The sequence below is a fragment of the Roseibium sp. AWQ4_290 genome, assembly GCF_056160985.1.
Genome location: NZ_JBSWYG010000020.1, coordinates 113,937 through 131,865, shown reverse-complemented (window position 1 = coordinate 131,865; position 17,929 = coordinate 113,937). Strand labels below are relative to the sequence as shown.

Here is a 17,929-nt window from a genome sequence, read left to right as displayed (position 1 = left end):
ACAATCCGCGCAGAAGGCACTCGGCTTTGGCATGGAAAAGCCCATTGGCATTCGAAGCCAGGGCCGCTTAAATGAGAACTCGGGGCGGAATCAAACCGTGACAGGTCCAGTTGAAACGCATTGGTATATTCATCACCAAGTCCCACTTTCCGTCGACATCGAAACCATCGACGGTGAGAACGTCCAAAACTTCATCGAATGACATCCTTGTATTCTGAAGTAACCAAGTAAGACTATGAGAGTTGGTATCTGGCATTTGCTCAATTCCAAATTCTCTATGCCTATAAAATGCAGTGCCGCCCCTACACTGATCTGGGGGATTTAAGTATACAATGGCAGAAAAACATGACGCTGAGGTGTCGCTATGAACCCAGGTTTGTTCCGAACCCACGCTTTCAGACGCTGAAAGAAGCAGCCTGAAATCTCCCACAGGTCGACGGCAAACCGCTTTGCCACCAATTGCCCGAGATAAATTTTCGAGGCCAATTTTTGCAAAAAAGTGAAACGGCGACGTAAGCATTCCCTTATAGAATCGCTGGTCTTGTTCGCTTTGCGCGTCGATGAACTCCATTCCCAGCGCAAATTCGCGTACGTACCAAGGATCTAGGTAAAAATTATCAATTACTTGCAACGTTAATGTCATCTAGAAACACCCTCCGTCACACACGTTGAGTAACCAAGGGTTGCATGACTATGCGTAAGGAGTCAAATTTTGACAATTTTAAAGTGCAATTCGATGTTGAAGTTCGGTTATTTGGCTACCGAACATCGCTGAGGCTATTGCACAGCATCGAAACAACGTCCGCCACCAATTCACCCGTTTAGCTGGCGAAGCAAGAAACGATCTGACCCTTGAACGTGCAGCATTTGAGAACGAGCGCAGGCAATTGATCTCTACCTATAAAAATGAAAGCAAAAAGCTGGACGAAGGTCAGGCTAGACGATGGTATGCAGAATCCCAGGAACGAGCCAATCGTATAAACACCGGTGTTTGTGGGCTATGGCAACGGATCACGGGGGGAGCGGCGAAAGCTGATGGACCGGAATGTACGGGAAGCGCATTCCGCTCTTTGTCGCGATAGAAACCAGCGTCAGCAGCTTATCGATGCGCAACTGTTAGAGCGCCAAGCAATTGAAGAAAAGCGGACAGCCTTGCGTCAGGCTGTTTTCGGACTGATGGATGAGATGCGATCTGAGCGCAATCAACTCATCGAAAAACTGACGAACCGACGTCCGGTTTCCCGAAGACGGCGGCCTAAGCAAAATCAGGCAGAAAGCTTTGATCTGGAAATTTAGACGCCATTGGCCACATAAGCTGAATCAAAAGAGGTAAGAATTTGCGTCTCATATGTCATTTTTGGTAGAATATTGGCATATGTATTTTGAAAAGAATAATAATATCAATTCATTGATTTGGTCGGGGCCGATAGAAAGCATGTTTGTGTTTTCGGAGTCGAATGGCGGTCAACATGGATGACGCCACACCGGATTCAGGTAAAACCACGGCAGACGATCTCAAGCGGAAACGGGATTTTGACGATCTGCAAAACGAAACCGCAGACCGCGACGTCGGACGCCGTTCCCGGTTCCTGAATGAAGGCGAGCGCACGGCTGAGATTAAGCGGAAGAAGAAGGATGAAGAACGAGCCTTCAGAACCCAACTTGAACGCTTGATGCAAGACCCCGTTTACCGCGCAAAATACGTAGACGTCATGGATGGCTTACGAAAGGCCGAACAGGCTACCGACGCTGCACTTGAACGAATTGCTCAAACGATTCAAGCTCTCGAACAAGATATTCAAGATATGGAAGACCGTGCCGCCAGATTGCCAGACGGCACACTTGTTTTTCGGGATGCAAATGGTGTTGTGCGCCGCGCTGATGGCTCAGCCGTTGAAGATCATCTAGTGGAGACGATTTTATGGACCGGAAACGAACCTGGATTTGAGGATTATGTTGGCGCTCAAAATCGTCTCAATGATCTAAAGGATAGCCAAAACGCGGTCGAACGATATCGAGATGATACTTTGGGTTCAGCTAGAGACAGATTGACTGACCCTGACAATCCGCCGTCATTGGACGAGTTGGACGGCATTCAAGACGGTTTCCTGGCAGCGATGCCGGATGAAGTTCGTAACGCTTTGTCTAACGAAGCCAGCCCCCCGCAAGTTGTCACTCGCATAGGCTGCGGTGAGGGAATTGATCTGGCGGCGGGGAAGATGCTTTATGATCTGATGAAAAACGCTTAGGGTCATTTCTGGGTCCGTTTTTGGGAGAGATTCTGAATCAGGCGTTGCAACCACGATTCTAGACTATCTCCTTACAAAACGGGCCTTTTTTATCCTAAATCAGAATTTTCCCGGACAGTAATGGTATCTGGTATTAGCGCCGCGCGATGGGTCTTCGCCGAGACCAGAGCGTTTTTAGGGCTGAGCTGTATTGCAGAAACAAAAATGGCGGACCTTCTGGGAGAAAGTCCGGATCTTTTGGCTGATGTTTTCAAAAAGCTTGAAGATTGGGAAGCGGTTTTAAATTCTCTTCCGGATTTGGGTATGGATTAAACTCTTGATGGATTGGAACTACCCGCGTTTGTCATCGACTTGCGACCGAGCGCCAAAAGTCCGCTTAGAGCCCTTCCCAGCCATTCATTTCATTTGTTGTTACGCCATGCGATCATTGTGCATGACCGTCGATTCATTTGCACAATTCAGTCAGCCGAAGCCACTTCGAACAGGCGATAAAATTCGTTTTATATCGCCAGCCAGCACGCCAAATAGACATGACGTGGAAGAAGCAGCAGAGCTTTTGAGATCGTGGGGGTTCGAGGTCGGCTTCGGTGAATATGCCTTCGAGAAATTGAATTACTTGGCTGGAACGGACCAGCAGAGGATTGCAGATATCAACGCCGCTCTGAGTGACCCCCAAGTGCGAGCGATCTTTGCCACGCGAGGCGGCAAAGGCTCATATCGAATCGCTGATAGGATCGATTTTGAAGCCACCAGAAAAGACCCAAAGTTTCTTGTCGGCTTCAGCGACATCACGGCCATTCATCTCGCTCTTGCCAAGCATGGCATTGGCGGCAGCATCCACGGAGCAGTATCCATCGAAGACTGGAATCCGCCCCAAAACCCGATTTGTCTCTCGCTTCGGGAACTGTTGACCACGTCCGACGACGCAATTTTGTGTTCCACCAACAACGTCGAAACAACCGAATTGACTAGTAAAGGCTGTACAGAGGGCATTCTGATCGGCGGCAACCTCGATATGATCGCGACTTGCGCGGGATGGGCGTTACCCAGCTTGAAGGGCAAGATATTGCTTCTGGAAGAAGTTGGCATGTTCCTCGGACGGATTGACCGCCAACTGGCTATGCTCACAAAGGGTGGTCATTTTGACGGCGTCGCGGGCTTCGCGCTTGGTCAGTTCAAGGACATCAATCCGAGCGGTTCGCTGACGATCAACGGCCTGCTACGCGAATACATCGAGCCTTACGGCGTGCCCATCCTCGGTGGACTTCCCCTTGGACATGAGAACCCTGCGCAGCGCATTCCACTAGGTTTTCCAACCGAACTTGATTGCGAGAACCAGTTTATACGAGTTCGTCGAAGCGCGAATTGAATTTGTCGCTTTGTCCGCATAGAAGTCATCTGGCAAATGATAAAACAAACCGCCCAACATACGCCCGATGGATAAATTGAGAGCTGTATAATCGATCTCGGTAAATATGAAATGTTTCTTCTGGCGCCGTCGAGTGCATCGGAAACGCTACTGATTTATGGGAAATGGCGGACAGAGAGGGATTCGAACCCTCGATACGGTTGCCCGTATACACGCGTTCCAGGCGTGCGCCTTCAGCCACTCGGCCACCTGTCCATACCCTGCGGGGGGCCCGCTTGAGTGCCGCGCAATATACTCAGCCAGAGGACAAGTGCAAGCACCTGAACGAGTTTTTTTTGATCTGTGGATCATGCGCTGAGAAGCCCTGTTGGCACCGGGGGCTGCGCTCCGCTTTTTGCTGCAGGTCGGGCGGCGTCAGTTTACGGAAATTGGTAAAATTGACGATGCGTCTCGAAAAAGTCACGAATGTGTGTTGCATATCAATTATTGAACAAGGATTTTCCGTTATTACTCTAAGGAATCATGGCGCGCCTTCAGAGGAATATTCGGCGCGTAGACGTGGAATTATCTTTAATAACTTAGCGTATTAAGAGGCGAGTTGGGAGATAAAATGATTGTTTTGCTAAAATTTATATTTCGTATGGTTGGACTTATTCTTGTCGCGACTGCCGTTGTTTCTGGTATTTCGGATGCAAGCATATCAATCGCGCAATCTAAAGTCAGTTTTCAGGCCGTTGGGCCGTTTTTAAACTCTCTGTTTCCTGCAACGATCCCGGGTCTTCTGGAGATGCTTGAGAAGAGCGTTCCGCCTGTGGTCTGGGATCCGGTTGTGCAGACCCTTCTGACCTGTCCAGTCTGGGCGGTTCTGGCTCCGTTTGGCCTTATTTGCCTTTGGCTGGGCGCACGGCATCAGCGTCCCGAACCGCTTTTTGCCTGACCTCCGCTATAAAGCCCGCTGCCCGATGGCAGTGATGCTGACCCTTGAGCGCAAAGAGGGACCTTCCGGTTCGAACGCCCCTTGGAAAATTGCCGCGCCTGCGCCACATTCCCGATCAGATGCGGCCAGCCCCGGTTGGCCTTCCTTGCCCCAGCGCCGCGTTTGCAGCGCCCGGGATCTGTTCGGGAGACGCGCCATGTCCTTCATGACCATGCTGACAAAGAAATTTTCCCTGCCAAGCCCGGACGAGGCTTTGCCGGGCCGGTCGCAGGCGATCCTGCCCTCAGAGCCTCATTTTGTCTCAGGCCGTCCGCTCACGGGTCCCTATCCGGACGGTGTAAAGACTGTTCTCTTCGGGATGGGCTGTTTCTGGGGGGCGGAGCGCCTTTTCTGGCAGCTGCCGGGAGTTTATGTGACTGCAGTGGGCTATGCGGGTGGGCATACGGCCAATCCGACCTACCATGAGACCTGCTCGGGGCGCACGGGCCACACGGAGGCCGTGCTTGTGGCCTATGATCCGGCGGGTATCAGCTTCGGCACGCTGCTCAAAATCTTCTGGGAAAACCATGACCCGACCCAAGGCATGCGCCAGGGCAATGACACCGGCACCCAGTACCGGTCCGCGATCTATGTGGCGGCAGAAGAAGATCTGGCCGCAGCAGAAGCGTCCCGGGCGGCCTATCAGCAGGCCTTGAAAGCGGCCGGCGTTGCCGCCTCCATCACCACGGAGCTGCGCCTGCTCGACACGTTCTATTTTGCCGAAGACTATCACCAGCAATATCTGGCTAAGAATCCGGCGGGCTATTGCGGGATTGGCGGCACGGGGGTTGCCTGCCCAGGCGGCCTCTAGGCCGTGTGGACGAATTGACACAGGTATGAATTTTGGGACCCCGGATTTGACTTCAACGTGATTCATAGGTTGCCGACGTGATTTGGAGGTCGGCGATGTGCAGCAAGATGACAGAACGGGATCTCGAACTGGCCCTGGAGGTTTTCCGGGCCTGCTTGCCACGGGTTGGCGCGAAGGCAAAGAATGACCGTCTGTTTCTCGAGGCGCTGCACTTTTTTACGCTTCACAACATCTCCTGGCGCGCTTTGCCGGAGCGGTTCGGCACCTGGAACAGCGTCTGGAAGCGCTTCGACCGTCTTGGCAAGGCAGGTGTGTTTAAGGACTATTTTTCCATTCTGGCCGGACTTGATGAAGGGGCGCATCTGATTGCCATGTTCGACAGCACTGTTATTCGCGCCCATGTTTCAGCGGCAGGCGCCAAAGGGGGCAGGAAGGTCAAGTGCTCGGGCGTTCGCGTGGCAGGTTGGGTACCAAGATCCATCTGAAAACGGATCGGAACGGCCTGCCGCTTGGCTTTGAACTGACCGGTGGCGAAGCCTCTGACAGCAACGCCAATCGAGAGGCTGCGCGAAAGGCTGGGGCTGTCCCGGTCATCCCGTACAAATCAAACCGGCGCGACATTCCCAGGCACTTCGCCAAAGCGCTCTACCGGGGCCGCGCGCGCATCGACCAAATGATGGGCAAGCTCAAACGCTTCAAACGGGTCGCCCTGCGCTGCGAGAAAACCGCCAGAAACTTCCGCTCCATCGTCGCAATCGCAGCCGCCTTCATCTTGATCAAGTCCGTCCACACGGCCCAATCTGACCACCGAGGAAAATACCTTCTTCAAAACGGCCTTCATGACAAAACGTGAAAAATTAATCTCATTTTATTCAACGTGATGCCGTACATTTCCGCAGCGTGCATCCGTTAGGAGTGCCGTTCATTGGTAGGCTTTAGCTGGAGGTTCTTTGTGTTTCTAAGGGCGTTTTCAATTTTTTTTTCGTACGTGTCAATAATTGCATGGGTGATCCTCGCATGCACTTTCATTGCTGTTGTTCTCCCCTTTGTATTTCAAAATGAGTGGCAGTTTGGGCCTGTCCTAATCACTTTGGCGGGCCTACTGGGTGTCGGTTTCAGTATACACAACGCGCTCAGTGACTGGCGCGCTCTTAAAAAAGACAAACCAAGTTCCGCGGCACATCCGACTATTGACAAACCTGCGGTCGCTCAGGAACAGCCGCTATCCGCTTATTCGCTTGATCGGATGGAAGAACTCTTAGTTGCTCTTCAGGAACTAAAAATCCTCTCCAAGACTGATGTTGATAAAGGAAAACTACTGACAATCCTTGAGGCCCAAGGATATCCCGAACCACTCGACCTCTTCTTTCTCATGGTTGGATTGGCACTATACGCTGAGCAACACAATTGTGCGTTTGAAAACATAACGTTCCTGGATCAGGGCTATACCTTTGGCATCGAGAGCAGCGAAGCGGATGTCGATTATCTCTTTGAACAGATAAAAGCCGTTTTCAGGCTCTTCGGCCAAGAGCTTTCGCCCGATGTCGTGAGCATCCGCTTGCCTGACGATTTCCCAGGAGAAGGGACAATAAGCATTGAGTTGGCTTCTATCGGAAACGTAAATCTCATTGAGACATTTTACCAGACAGGGACTCCGTCAGGCTTATTGGCATTGTCTGAAAAGAAGCTTTTTGACCGTGGCAACAGGACGCTTTGGCACCTCCCAGATGAGCAATTTATCCCAGTGGTATGCCTTTCAGACACAGAAGTCGAAAAACTCAATAATCTCAGCAACGACAAGTTTGTAAAAGAACAAGCAGACTGAGCGTAACAAAGTCGCTGCGAGCCTTCGACGAACGCATATTCTCCGCCCGCTCTGCGTCATTAGGCCGTGTGGACGAATTGATACAGGTATAAATTTTGGGACTCCGGATTTGATTTCAAAGTGATTCATAGGTTGCCGACGTGATTTGGAGGTCGGCGATGTGTACCAAGATGAGCGAACGGGACTTCGAACTGGCCCTGGAGGTTTTCCGGGCTTGCTTGCCACGGGTTGGCGCGAAGGCAAAGAATGACCGTCTGTTTCTCGAGGCGCTACACTTTTTTACGCTTTACAACATCTCCTGGCGCGCTTTGCCGGAGCGGTTCGGCACCTGGAACAGCGTCTGGAAGCGCTTCGACCGTCTTGGCAAGGCAGGTGTGTTTAAGGACTATTTTTCCATTCTGGCCGGACTTGATGAAGGGGCGCATCTGATTGCCCTGTTCGACAGCACTGTTATTCGGGCCCATGTTTCAGCGGCAGGCGCCAAAGGGGGCAGGAAGGTCAAGCGCTCGGGCGTTCGCGCGGCGGGGTCGGTACCAAGAACCATGTGAAAACGGATCGGAACGGCCTGCCGCTTGGCTTTGAACTGACCGGTGGCGAAGCCTCTGACAGCAAGCAGTTTACCGATCTCATGGAAACCGGCCCCGAGATCAAGCACCGGGCCATCGTTGCCGACAAGGGCTATGACAGCAACGCCAATCGAGAGGCTGCGCGAAAGGCTGGGGCTGTCCCGGTCATCCCGTACAAATCAAACCGGCGCGACATTCCCAAGCACTTCGCCAAAGCACTCTACCAGGGACGGGCACGCATCGAACAGATGATGGGCAAGCTCAAACGCTTCAAAAGGGTCGCTCTGCGCTGCGAGAAAACCGCCAGAAACTTCCGCTCCTTCGTCGCAATCGCAGCCGCCTTCATCTTGATCAAATCCGTCCACACGGCCTAGGCAGTTGTGTCCTTTAAAATTGCGCGTCTCCCGGCTCCTGACCTGTCAGGAGCGTGCGGTCTTCATGCGATTTTCTGGCTGAGGGCGGCACGGGAATAGGGGAGCTTTTTCAACAAGATCCCGAGAAATTGTGTCGATTCCGTAGCTGAAATATGAAAGTTTCCTATAGTAATTTTTGAAATTGTTCAGCCTTTATTAAAAGTCACAGGCAATGCTCTCATGCAAGCAATGCTTGTTAAGGGCACGGGAGATGACAAGTTCCGCGAAGATCTTCACAGCAGTTTATTTTATCGGATGCTGCTGTCTGATGCTCCTGGCGGAGCTGATTCCGGGAGACGCCGGTCCGGTTGCGGTCGTTGCATTCCCTTGGGGGAAGCCATCTTTTGAAGTCATCGCGCAGGCCGAAGGGGGAATTGTTTTCGTTCAAGACGGTTCATGGATTGCGGTTACCCAGTCGCCGGGCCAGGAGTTTGTTGAGCGTCTTTATGAGGCTGGAGCCGGATTTGTTGCCTCAGCTGCGGTTGCGCGAGCATGTGCGGGGTGGTCCGGTGTGACTTTGGAGAGATCTTTGTGATGAATGCGGAAGCCAACGTTTCGGGGATGGATCAATTCCGGAACCGGTTCGCCAAAATGGTGATCTATTTCACCTGGTTCAATGTTGTTCTGGTCGCAGGGACGGCAGTGTGGGTCGGTCATGTATCTGAGATTGCGGTGATCGGCGGTGCCCTTGTTCTGGGGGCGGCGGCAACGGTTTCCTGGATCAAATACGGTTCCGGGATTGAAACCCGTCTGGCAACCGCGATGTCCCTAGCGGGTCTTGTAGCGCTTTTTGTCGCCGCCTTGGCGGTGCCCGCGGGAGAGCGCTCGTTTCAGCTTGACGGGCATATGTACTTCTTCGCGGTCCTGGCAATCCTCGCCAGCTGGGTCGACTGGCGAGCTCTGGTGGCCTATGCGGCAGTGGTTGCGGTGCATCATCTTGCGATGAATTTCATGCTGCCCTGGGCTGTGTTTCCGAATGGGGCCAATTTTGCCAGGGTTGTCTTTCATGCCGTGATTGTCGTGGCTGAAGTAGCGGCTTTGTGGTGGATGACAAACTCCCTGACAGCAGCGTTTGCAGCGTCCGATCAGGCCCGGACCGAGGCGGAAGAGGCCCGGACCGAAGCCATCCGCTTCCAGGAGGAAAATGCGCAGCATGCGGAGCTGGAGCGGACGAAACAAAGTACGGTCAGTGAGCGGATTGCGACGTTCAATGAGGAAATTTCCGCCCGCCTGAACGGGGTTGGCGTAAAGCTTGAGGAAATGCGCGGGTCCGCTCAGCAGCTGGGAAACGTTGCGCAGGAAACTTCCGGGCGGGCAAACTCCGTCTCTGCCGCGTCCGAAACCGCCTCTTCAAATGTGCAGATGGTGGCGACTGCGGCCGAAGAGCTGTCGTCTTCTATCGAAGAAATTTCCAGGCAGGTTGAAAGCACAACGGCCATTGTCATCAAGGCAACGGAAAACGCCCAGACCAGCAATCAGAAAGTTGCCGGACTTGCGGAGGCCGCCAACCGGATCGGCGAAGTGGTCACGCTCATTCAGGCAATCGCCGAGCAAACCAATCTTCTGGCGCTCAATGCCACGATTGAGGCGGCCCGGGCAGGTGAGGCCGGTAAGGGCTTTGCGGTGGTTGCTGCTGAAGTGAAGGAACTGGCGACCCAGACCTCGAAGGCAACGGAAGAAATCGGAGCGCAGATTTCCGCCATCCAGACGGAAACCAAGGGGGCCGTGGAGTCGATTGGCGTGATTGCAGCCACCATGGATGAGGTCAACAGCTACACGGCGGCCATCGCTTCGGCGGTTGACCAGCAGGGCAGTGCCACCCAGGAAATCTCGCGCAATGTGGCCGAAGCGGCCAACGGCACCGGGCACGTGGCGGAGAATATCGACGGCGTACGGGAATCGGTGGAGCAGACGAGCCAGTCAGCGTCCTCCATGGTGGCAGCAACTCAGACGCTGGCAGCCGAAACCAATGAAATGCGCCAGGCCATCGACACTTTCCTGGACGATGTTGCAGCCGCATAGGCAGCATTTTCAAACACTGTGAACGGGGCCGGTTGCAATGCCGGTCTTTTCCGTTTGAGCCAAGGGCAAAGCTTGACCTTGCGCTTCAGGAATGCCATGAGCCGCCTCTTGCGAGTTCTCTTGAGACGGACCAGCCCGAAAGATGTCTGACCGCGCGCTTGTGCCCGGATCGATCCTGCTTCTGGATCTTTTGAAACAGAAATCCGCGCGCCTGTTTGAGGCTCCGCAGGAGATCATCACCTGTTCCCGCCTGGAAGACGTCCGCGCCTGTTTGAGGCGGCTGGAAGAGGTGCAGACGGAGGGGCGCCATGCGGCTGGGTATCTGACCTATGAACTCGGTTTTGCCTTTGAAGAGAAGCTGCGCCGACGGTTCCGGCCCACCGGGGAACCCCTGGCATGGTTTGGTGTCTATGACGCCCCCCGGGAGCTCAGCATCGGGCAAGCCAAAGCGCTGCTGGAGCACTGCGCCGGGCCGGAGCCCGCCAGCGTGAGCCCACCCCGGTTCGATATGGACCGGGACACCTATGGCCGGGCCTTTGAGCGGGTGCGCCGACACCTGGCCGAGGGCGATATCTATCAGGTCAATCTGACCTTGCGCGCCCGGTTTCAGCATCAGGGCAGCTGTGAGCGGCTGTTTCTGGATCTGATGCGGCGCCAGCCGGTGGAATTCGCGGCTTTGTTGAAAATGGACGACCGGGCCGTGCTTTCCCTGTCGCCGGAACTGTTTTTAGAGCGCCAGGGACGGCGGCTGCGCACCCGGCCCATGAAAGGCACCGCGCCGCGCGGGCGCTTTTCGTCCGAAGACACGCGGATCGCGCAGGAGCTGGCCAGCGACCCGAAGCAGCGGTCTGAAAACACCATGATTGTCGATCTGATGCGCAATGACCTGTCCCGGATTGCCCGGACCGGCAGCGTGCGTGTGACCAGCCTGTGTGCAGTCGAGCGTTACCAGAGCCTTCATCAGATGACTTCGACCGTGGACGCGGACGTGCCTGAAGACGTCGGCTTTGCCAGGATCGTGGAGCAGCTATTCCCCTGCGGCTCGATCACCGGTGCACCGAAACTGAGCGCCATGCAGATTGCCCATAATCTGGAGACCGGCCCACGCGGGGTCTATACCGGCTCTATCGGCGCTTTGGCGCCTGGCGGTGATTTCCGCTTCAATGTGGCCATTCGCACGCTGGTGCTGCGGGAAGATGGCTGCGGAGAGGCGGGGGTCGGCTCCGGTGTGATTTTCGACTCAGGCGCAGGGCCCGAATATGACGAATGTGCGCTCAAGCTGAAATTCTTGAGCGAGGAGGTGCCCGGCTTCGAGCTTCTGGAGACGCTGGCCTATGACCCGCTGGACGGGTATCTGCTTTTGGAGCGGCATATGCAGAGGCTGCAGGCCTCCGCCGCCTATTTCGGGTTTCCGCTGGATCTTGAGGCCGTGCGGTCCAGACTTGTTGCCGAGGCGGCTGGCTTTAAAGGGCCGCGCCGGGTGCGTCTTCTGGTCGGCCGGGAGGGAGAGGTGTCTCTCAGCTCAACGGCATTGGCCAAGGTGGAGCGGGACAGCGTCTTCAATCTGGTTCTGGCGCGGGAAAAGACCGTGTCGTCCAACCGCTTCCTGTTCCACAAGACCACCCACCGGGCCTTTTATGACGAGGCGCGCCAGCGCTATCAGGCCGTGACCGGCTGCCAGGAAGTGCTGTTTGAAAATGAAGCTGGCTTTCTGACCGAGGGCAGCTATATGACGCTTTTTGTCAAAAAGGACGGCGTGCTGATGACCCCGGCCCTGCGGCATGGGCTGTTGCCCGGAACGTTACGCGCCGGTCTTCTGGAACGGGGGCTGGCCCGGGAAGCCGATCTGACCCGCTCAGATCTGGAAACGGCAGACGAAATCCTGGTTGGCAATTCGGTCCGTGGCCTTGTGCCCGGGCGCCTGCTGGCGCTGGACACAGAAACGGCCCGCCTGCTTCAACAGGAGCAGGGGAGGGAAGCCGCTGCCCGCCGTCAGGCCGGTTGATGCCAAGGCCGGTCAGATGTTCCGTGTCAACATGCTTTGGCATGGACTTCCACGGTCACGTGGGACAGCTCCGGGATCTTTGAAAGGCGCTGTTTGTAAACGCTTGGCGCCAGCGGCTCCTGCGTCACCAGAGACACGATGGCAGCGCAATGGCCCGGGCCCACGCGCCAGACATGCAGATCGGTGATCTTGGTGCTGCCGGTTCCGATTGTGGTGCGGATCTTGTCTTCCAGATGGGCGTCCGGCACCCGGTCCAGCAACACACCGCCCGTGTCCCGCACCAGTCCCCAGGACCAGCGGGAGATGACCAGAGCCCCGACAACGCCCATGACCGGGTCGGCCCAGGTCCAACCATAGGCCCGGCCCATCAGCAGGGCGGCAATGGCCAGCACGGAGGTCAGGGCATCCGCCAGAACATGCAGATAGGCGGCCCGCAGGTTATTGTCCTGCGCGTGGGCAGGGGCATGCTTTTTGTCGTGCCCGTGCCCGTGCCCGTGCCCGTGCCCGTGTTCATGCCCATGCCCATGCCCGTGGTGATGGCCATGGCCGTGGCCATGTGCATGATGGTGATGGTGATCATCCCGCAGGAGCCAGGCACTGGCCAGATTGACGATCAGGCCGATGCTCGCAACCAGGATCGCCTGATCAAAGCTGATCGGAACCGGGGCGACCAGGCGCATCAGGCTTTCCCAGCCGATGAGCAGTGCGATCAATGCCAGACTGACCGCGCTGGCAAAGCCGGCGAGGTCGCCAAATTTGCCGGTGCCAAAACTGAAGCTGCGGTTGCGCGCATGCAGACGGGCATAGCGGTAGGCCAGAACCGCAATCAGCATGGCCCCGGCATGGGTGGACATGTGCCAGCCATCTGCCACAAGCGCCATGGATCCAAAGACATGGCCAGCGGTGATCTCGACTACCATCATGGTGGCGGTCAGAGCAATCACCAGCCAGACCTTGCGTTCATTCCGGTCCTGATCTGCGCCCAAAAAAACATGCTCATGGGGGCCGGCCGAAACGTCTTGTTCGCTCACATCAGACCCTTTCACGCGGGCAGATGGGGTCATTTCATGTAGGTGCCGAGGATTTCCAGAATTTCCTCAACACCTTTTTCCCGGTCCGCTTCGCTCGGCGCGCCAAGAACATGGGCGCGCAGGTGGTCCTCCACGACCTCCCGGGTCAGGCCCGTCACTGCGCCGCGCACGGAGGCAAGCTGGCGCATCACCTCGCCGCAAGCAGCCTCGCCTTCCAAAGCGCGTTCAACGCCCTCGATCTGGCCTTTGATACGGCGTATGCGGGCCAAAAGCCGGGTTTTCTCGCGGATGACGTGGGACATGGGGTCTTTCCTCTTTATATAGTATAGGGGGGTATACTATATTGGGCAAGGGTGTCTGGAGCCGAATGTCTCCAGAACAGGCCGCACAGGGGCTGCAAAGGGCGCGATTTTGGGGGTGGACGGAGCGTCTGACCGCTAGACGACGATGTCCCGTCTTTCCTGCTCACCCACTTCAAACACCCGTTTGTAGCGGGCAATCTCGCTGTCCGGCCCCATGGCCTTGTTGGGATTGTCGCTGAGTTTTACGGTCGGATTGCCATTGGCCGAAACCGCTTTGCACACCAGTGAAAACGGGGCCAGCGTGTCGCCGGGAGTCAGGCCGCGGAAATCATTGGTCAACAAGGTGCCCCAGCCGAACGAGGTGCGCACCCGGCCGGAAAACTGCCCGTGCAGATCGATGATCGTCTGGGTGTCCAGCCCGTCGGAAAAGATCACGAGCTTGTCTTTTGGGTTCTCACCGCGCGCCTGCCACCAGTCAATGGCAATTTCGGCCGCCGTGGCCGGATCGCCGGAATCAATGCGGATGCCGGTCCATTTGGCGAGCCAGTCCGGTGCCCGGTCCAAAAACCCCTTGGTGCCATAGGTGTCCGGCAGGATGATGCGCAGATTGCCGTCATGTTCTTCATGCCAGTCGCGCAAAACGTCATAGGGCGCTTCTGCCAGCGCCTCGTCCGTTTCGGCCAGGGCCGAATAGATCATGGGCAACTCATGGGCATTGGTGCCGACGGCCTCCAGATCGCGCTGCATGGCGATGTGGCAATTGGAGGTGCCGCTGAATTTGCTGCCCAGCCCCTCCATCATGGCCTGCACACACCAGTCCTGCCACAGGTAGGAATGGCGCCGCCGCGTGCCGAAATCGGCAATCTTGAGGGTGCTGAGGCTCTGCAGCCTCTCGATCTTCTCCCACAGCTTGGTCATGGCCCGGGCATAGAGCACCTGCAGCTCAAACTTTTTCATGGAATTGAGCACGGCCCGGGACCGCAGCTCCATCAGGATCGCCAGAGCCGGGATTTCCCAAAGCATCACCTCTGGCCAGGAGCCTTCAAAGGTCAGCTCATACTGACCGTCCCGCTTGTCCAGCTGATAGGGCGGCAGGGTCAGGTTCTCGAACCATTCCATGAAATCGGAGCGGAACATCTGGCGCTTGCCGTAAAACATGTTGCCGCGCATCCAGGTGCTTTCGCCCCGGGTCAGGGACAGGGAGCGCACATGGTCCAGCTGCTCGCGCAACTCCCCCTCATCGACCATTTCGGCCAGGCGGATCTTGGTGGAGCGGTTGATCAGCGAAAAGCGGACGATGGTGTCCGGCTTGTTGCGGAACACGGACTGGCACATGAGAAGCTTGTAAAAATCCGTGTCGATCAGCGACCGGACAATCGGGTCGATCTTCCATTTGTGATTGTGGACTCGGGTGGCAATGTCGACCATGGAACTGCGTTTCTTTGTCTAACTGTCTGATGCCGCGTGGACGGGGAGAGGGCTTGGTATAAACCCAGCAAACGGGAAGGTCCAATGTCTTTGCAGTTGGATGAAATCGTCTGATGGTGTCAGGGCATCCGGAATCCTGTCTTGCAAGGCCAGGTTTTTTGCGGTGGACAGGAAGTCACCGCCACCCTTTTGCGCCGTTGGTGCGGCAGGCGTTGATGGCCGCTCAGGACGGGCCGGAGCAACATTCATTTGTGCTCCACCCTCTTGACCTTCCAGCAACTGGAAAGACTAGCTTTTCCGTCAACGTCCGGCAGAGTTCCCAGGCGCGCTGGCCAAACCGGAAACGCTCCGCAGGGTTTCTTGCAAGCAGACCTGCCACCAGGCGGGGATTTTCTGGCGTAGAATGATCGCCCAAATGGGCATGGGAGGACAGAATGAAACGGGTTTTGGCTGCTGCCTTGATATTGTTTTTTGCGACGCCGGTTGCAGCGCATTCTCCGCTGGAGGCCACGGTTCCGGCCCATGGCGCGGTTGTGACAGACGTGCCTGCTGAGATCGCGATGGAGTTCAAGGGCGCGATCCGGCTCACCCGCGTGACCCTCACCCATGCGGGAAAAGACAGTAGGGACCTTGATCTGGATGGGGTCTCAGGGTTTGTACCGCGCTATGCCCTTCCGCTGCCTGCCCTTGGGGCGGGGCTCTATCAGATCGAGTGGCGTGGTCTCGGCAGCGATGGTCACGCCATGAACGGAACGTTCAGCTTCACGGTCGGTGACTGATGCCGGATGTGTGGGGTTTTGCGGCGGCCGTGGCCAAGTTCGGCCTATATCTTGGGATCCTCGCATCGGCCGGGACTGTCTTTGCAGGCCTGCTCTTTCATCTGGCCCGGATCCGCCGGGCCGCATTTTCCTTTGGCCTTTTGGGCCTTGCCGGTGCTGCCGCTGGTTTTCTCCTGCAAGGGGCCGCGCTCACGGGGGAGGCGAGCGGCATGACAGATCCTGAGATGCTTGGGCTTTTATGGGCAACACATGTGGGCACCGCGTTGAGCCTGCGCATGGCGGGTTTGGCCCTCTTGCTCGGTGGCCTGGCGTTTGGCCGGGTGGGGCTTTGGGTCTCAGCGGCCGGGGGCATGCTGGCGCTTTTCTCCTTCGCCGTCACTGGACATGTTCCGGATCACGACACGCCCTGGCTGAATGCGCTTCTCGTGTTTCATCTGGGAGCGGTCGCGCTCTGGATCGGCATCCTGACGCCGCTGAAACGCCTGGCGTCCTCCAGCAGGCTGCAGGAAGCCGCTGCGCTTGGTCATCGGTTTGGCCGGGCCGCGGCTGTCTTTGTCCCGCTGCTCATTCTGGCGGGGCTGGTGATGGGGACCGCGCTGACCGGTTCACTGACCACGCTTGTTGTGACAGGCTATGGTCAGGCGCTTCTGCTGAAAAGTCTTTTGGTGGCTGGTCTTTTGGGGCTCGCGGCGATGAACAAGTTCCGGTTTGTCCCTCGGCTGGCCGCCCGCGATAGCCGTGCCGCTGTGGAACTCTCCAGATCGATCTCGCTGGAATGGGGCCTCGTGCTTGCAATCTTGCTGACAACAGCCTGTCTCACATCTGTTTTGACTTTGCCGTCATGAGGAAAGCCATGAACCGCCGACAGTTTCTCGCCAGCTCTGCCGCTTTGGGGCTCCTGCCCCTGGAGGGCTGGGCGGCTACCCCTGCACACCGCCTCAAAGCGGAACAGGTCACAGCGCAGATCCTGCCGAATGGAGAAGGCGTCACACGGATGCTTGGCTTCAACGGGTCCATGCCGGGCCCCGAACTGCGCCTGCGACGGGGTGTGCAAGCGGTCATCGAGGTCGAGAACGCCCTGGACCGGGGAACCGCCGTTCATTGGCACGGGATCCGGCTGGACAACAGCATGGACGGTGTGCCCGGGCTGACCCAAACCGTGATTGCACCAGGCAGCACGAGCACCTACAGTTTCGTGCCGCCAGATGCGGGGACCTTCTGGTACCACTCGCATCACACCTCGCATGAGCAGGTGGCCCGGGGCATGGTTGGCCCTTTGATCATCGAAGACGATGACGCAATTGATGTGGACCACGATGTCACTGCGCTCGTTTCAGACTGGCGGATGGAGCGGGATGGCACGCTGACCGGCGACTATACCAACCCCCACAGTGTCTCCCATGCCGGGCTGTTGGGCAGCTTTGCGCGGGCGTTCTTGTCCCGTGACACGGTCCAGTTGGGGGACCGGATCAGGTTGCGGGTCATCAACGCCGCAGCCAACCGCATTTTTCCAATTGCCGTTTCAGGGGCTGAAGGCAAGCTGATCGCGCTTGACGGGATGGCTGTCTCCGGACCGCGTCCGTTTCAGACACTCATGCTGGCCCCTGCGCAAAGGGCTGATCTTGTTCTGGATGTTAAAGGCCCTGTTCGTCTCGACATGATGAGCCGGCAGGGCCCTTACGAGCTCGGGTCCATCGCGGTTCGCGGGACCAGGGAAACCCGCCGGCGGGAGGCGGTTCCGGCCTTGCCTGCGCCGGCTATTCCGCCAGTCACAAAACCGGACCGCACGCTCACCCTTCACATGATGGGGGGCGCCATGGGTGGGCTGCATGGCGGCGCGGATGTCTGGGCGTTCAATGACCTCTCCGGGATGCAAGACCGTCCGTTTGCATCCTTCCAAAACGGCGAAACCGCCAGAATCATATTGGTGAATGACACGTCTTTCCCGCATGGCATGCATCTTCATGGTCACCACTTCTTTGAAGCAAATGAAGATGGCAGCTTGGGGGATTTGCGGGACACCACCCTCGTCTTTCCACGGCAAAGCCGGGAGATCCTGTGCAGGTTCGACAATCCCGGCAAATGGATGCTGCACTGCCATATGCTCAGTCACGCGTTTGGGGGCATGCGCACCTGGGTGGAGGTCACATAGC

Annotated in this window: 19 protein-coding genes, 1 tRNA gene and 2 pseudogenes; 17 read left to right on the top strand and 5 right to left on the bottom strand. The window is 56.7% G+C overall.

The genetic code is table 11. The features are described from left to right. Window positions 1-202: hypothetical protein (locus ACXAH0_RS19785; protein ID WP_475194409.1), on the top strand; the 202-nt coding region annotated here is incomplete at its 5' end. A 45-nt stretch (window positions 203-247) separates the two neighbouring features. Here ACXAH0_RS19785 and ACXAH0_RS19780 read toward each other — a convergent pair. Then, window positions 248-643: pseudogene (locus tag ACXAH0_RS19780) on the bottom strand (DUF6445 family protein); the annotation flags it as partial. Window positions 644-1,035: 392 nt separating this feature from the next. On the opposite strand from ACXAH0_RS19780, the gene ACXAH0_RS19775 reads away from it, so the two are divergent. The 4 genes from ACXAH0_RS19775 (at window position 1,036) to ACXAH0_RS19760 (ending at window position 3,618) form a co-directional block, all read left to right on the top strand. After that, a complete protein-coding gene (locus ACXAH0_RS19775; RefSeq protein ID WP_475194391.1) occupies window positions 1,036-1,296 on the top strand; it encodes a hypothetical protein in 261 nt (86 codons plus the stop codon). Window positions 1,297-1,469: 173 nt separating this feature from the next. Beyond that, on the top strand, window positions 1,470-2,249 hold the full coding sequence (locus ACXAH0_RS19770; protein ID WP_475194388.1) for a hypothetical protein: 780 nt from the start codon (window positions 1,470-1,472) through the stop codon (window positions 2,247-2,249). 120 nt (window positions 2,250-2,369) lie between these two features. Then, window positions 2,370-2,561: a hypothetical protein gene (locus tag ACXAH0_RS19765; protein WP_475194384.1), complete on the top strand. Its 192-nt coding sequence runs from the start codon at window positions 2,370-2,372 to the stop codon at window positions 2,559-2,561. 121 nt (window positions 2,562-2,682) lie between these two features. Beyond that, window positions 2,683-3,618 (top strand): S66 peptidase family protein, encoded by a 936-nt coding sequence (locus ACXAH0_RS19760; protein WP_475194381.1) that lies wholly within the window; start codon window positions 2,683-2,685, stop codon window positions 3,616-3,618. Window positions 3,619-3,783: 165 nt separating this feature from the next. On the opposite strand, the gene ACXAH0_RS19755 is transcribed toward ACXAH0_RS19760, so the two are convergent. Continuing rightward, window positions 3,784-3,873: transfer RNA gene (locus ACXAH0_RS19755), tRNA-Ser, on the bottom strand. A 355-nt stretch (window positions 3,874-4,228) separates the two neighbouring features. On the opposite strand from ACXAH0_RS19755, the gene ACXAH0_RS19750 reads away from it, so the two are divergent. The 9 genes and pseudogenes from ACXAH0_RS19750 (at window position 4,229) to pabB (ending at window position 12,236) form a co-directional block, all read left to right on the top strand. After that, entirely contained in the window at window positions 4,229-4,555 is a 327-nt protein-coding gene (locus ACXAH0_RS19750; RefSeq protein ID WP_475176764.1) for a hypothetical protein, read from the top strand. Between the two features lie 196 nt (window positions 4,556-4,751). Further along, window positions 4,752-5,405: a peptide-methionine (S)-S-oxide reductase MsrA gene (gene msrA, locus ACXAH0_RS19745; protein WP_475194377.1), complete on the top strand. Its 654-nt coding sequence runs from the start codon at window positions 4,752-4,754 to the stop codon at window positions 5,403-5,405. A gap of 95 nt (window positions 5,406-5,500) precedes the next feature. After that, window positions 5,501-5,890, top strand: a complete 390-nt coding sequence (locus ACXAH0_RS19740; protein ID WP_475194373.1) for a transposase — start codon at window positions 5,501-5,503, stop codon at window positions 5,888-5,890. After that, window positions 5,845-6,258, top strand: coding sequence for a transposase family protein (locus ACXAH0_RS19735; RefSeq protein WP_475194369.1), 414 nt, complete (start codon window positions 5,845-5,847; stop codon window positions 6,256-6,258). The genes ACXAH0_RS19740 and ACXAH0_RS19735 overlap by 46 nt, the downstream gene beginning before the upstream one ends. Before the next feature lie 72 nt (window positions 6,259-6,330). Next, window positions 6,331-7,230, top strand: a complete 900-nt coding sequence (locus ACXAH0_RS19730) for a hypothetical protein (RefSeq protein WP_475194364.1) — start codon at window positions 6,331-6,333, stop codon at window positions 7,228-7,230. 158 nt (window positions 7,231-7,388) lie between these two features. Further along, complete coding sequence (locus ACXAH0_RS19725; protein WP_475194361.1) at window positions 7,389-7,778, top strand: transposase; 390 nt, start codon at window positions 7,389-7,391, stop codon at window positions 7,776-7,778. After that, window positions 7,760-8,170, top strand: a pseudogene (locus ACXAH0_RS19720) (IS5 family transposase); the annotation flags it as partial. The gene ACXAH0_RS19725 and the pseudogene ACXAH0_RS19720, both read left to right, overlap by 19 nt. Window positions 8,171-8,743: 573 nt before the next feature. Further along, window positions 8,744-10,231 carry a methyl-accepting chemotaxis protein gene (locus tag ACXAH0_RS19715; protein ID WP_475194407.1) on the top strand — a complete coding sequence of 496 codons (1,488 nt, stop codon included), beginning with the start codon at window positions 8,744-8,746 and terminating at the stop codon, window positions 10,229-10,231. 142 nt (window positions 10,232-10,373) lie between these two features. After that, window positions 10,374-12,236 carry an aminodeoxychorismate synthase component I gene (gene pabB, locus ACXAH0_RS19710; protein ID WP_475194359.1) on the top strand — a complete coding sequence of 621 codons (1,863 nt, stop codon included), beginning with the start codon at window positions 10,374-10,376 and terminating at the stop codon, window positions 12,234-12,236. A gap of 26 nt (window positions 12,237-12,262) precedes the next feature. On the opposite strand, the gene dmeF is transcribed toward pabB, so the two are convergent. The 3 genes from dmeF to pncB all read right to left on the bottom strand — a co-directional run bounded on the left by dmeF (window position 12,263) and on the right by pncB (window position 14,997). After that, window positions 12,263-13,267 (bottom strand): CDF family Co(II)/Ni(II) efflux transporter DmeF, encoded by a 1,005-nt coding sequence (gene dmeF, locus ACXAH0_RS19705; protein WP_475194355.1) that lies wholly within the window; start codon window positions 13,265-13,267, stop codon window positions 12,263-12,265. Between the two features lie 29 nt (window positions 13,268-13,296). After that, the gene (locus ACXAH0_RS19700; RefSeq protein ID WP_475176797.1) at window positions 13,297-13,569 is read right to left on the bottom strand and encodes a metal/formaldehyde-sensitive transcriptional repressor; all 273 of its coding nucleotides are present in this window, start codon (window positions 13,567-13,569) and stop codon (window positions 13,297-13,299) included. Window positions 13,570-13,704: 135 nt separating this feature from the next. Further along, window positions 13,705-14,997, bottom strand: coding sequence for a nicotinate phosphoribosyltransferase (pncB, locus tag ACXAH0_RS19695; RefSeq protein WP_475176803.1), 1,293 nt, complete (start codon window positions 14,995-14,997; stop codon window positions 13,705-13,707). 434 nt (window positions 14,998-15,431) lie between these two features. Between pncB and ACXAH0_RS19690 the strand changes: the two genes are divergently transcribed. Genes ACXAH0_RS19690 through ACXAH0_RS19680 form a run of 3 tightly spaced genes read left to right on the top strand, consistent with a single transcriptional unit; the run spans window position 15,432 to window position 17,928 of the window. After that, window positions 15,432-15,776, top strand: coding sequence for a copper resistance CopC family protein (locus ACXAH0_RS19690; protein WP_475194351.1), 345 nt, complete (start codon window positions 15,432-15,434; stop codon window positions 15,774-15,776). Next, window positions 15,776-16,621, top strand: a complete 846-nt coding sequence (locus ACXAH0_RS19685) for a copper resistance D family protein (RefSeq protein ID WP_475176815.1) — start codon at window positions 15,776-15,778, stop codon at window positions 16,619-16,621. The genes ACXAH0_RS19690 and ACXAH0_RS19685 overlap by 1 nt, the downstream gene beginning before the upstream one ends. Before the next feature lie 8 nt (window positions 16,622-16,629). Continuing rightward, window positions 16,630-17,928 carry a multicopper oxidase family protein gene (locus ACXAH0_RS19680; RefSeq protein WP_475194348.1) on the top strand — a complete coding sequence of 433 codons (1,299 nt, stop codon included), beginning with the start codon at window positions 16,630-16,632 and terminating at the stop codon, window positions 17,926-17,928. The last annotated feature ends 1 nt before the right edge of the window (window position 17,929 follow it).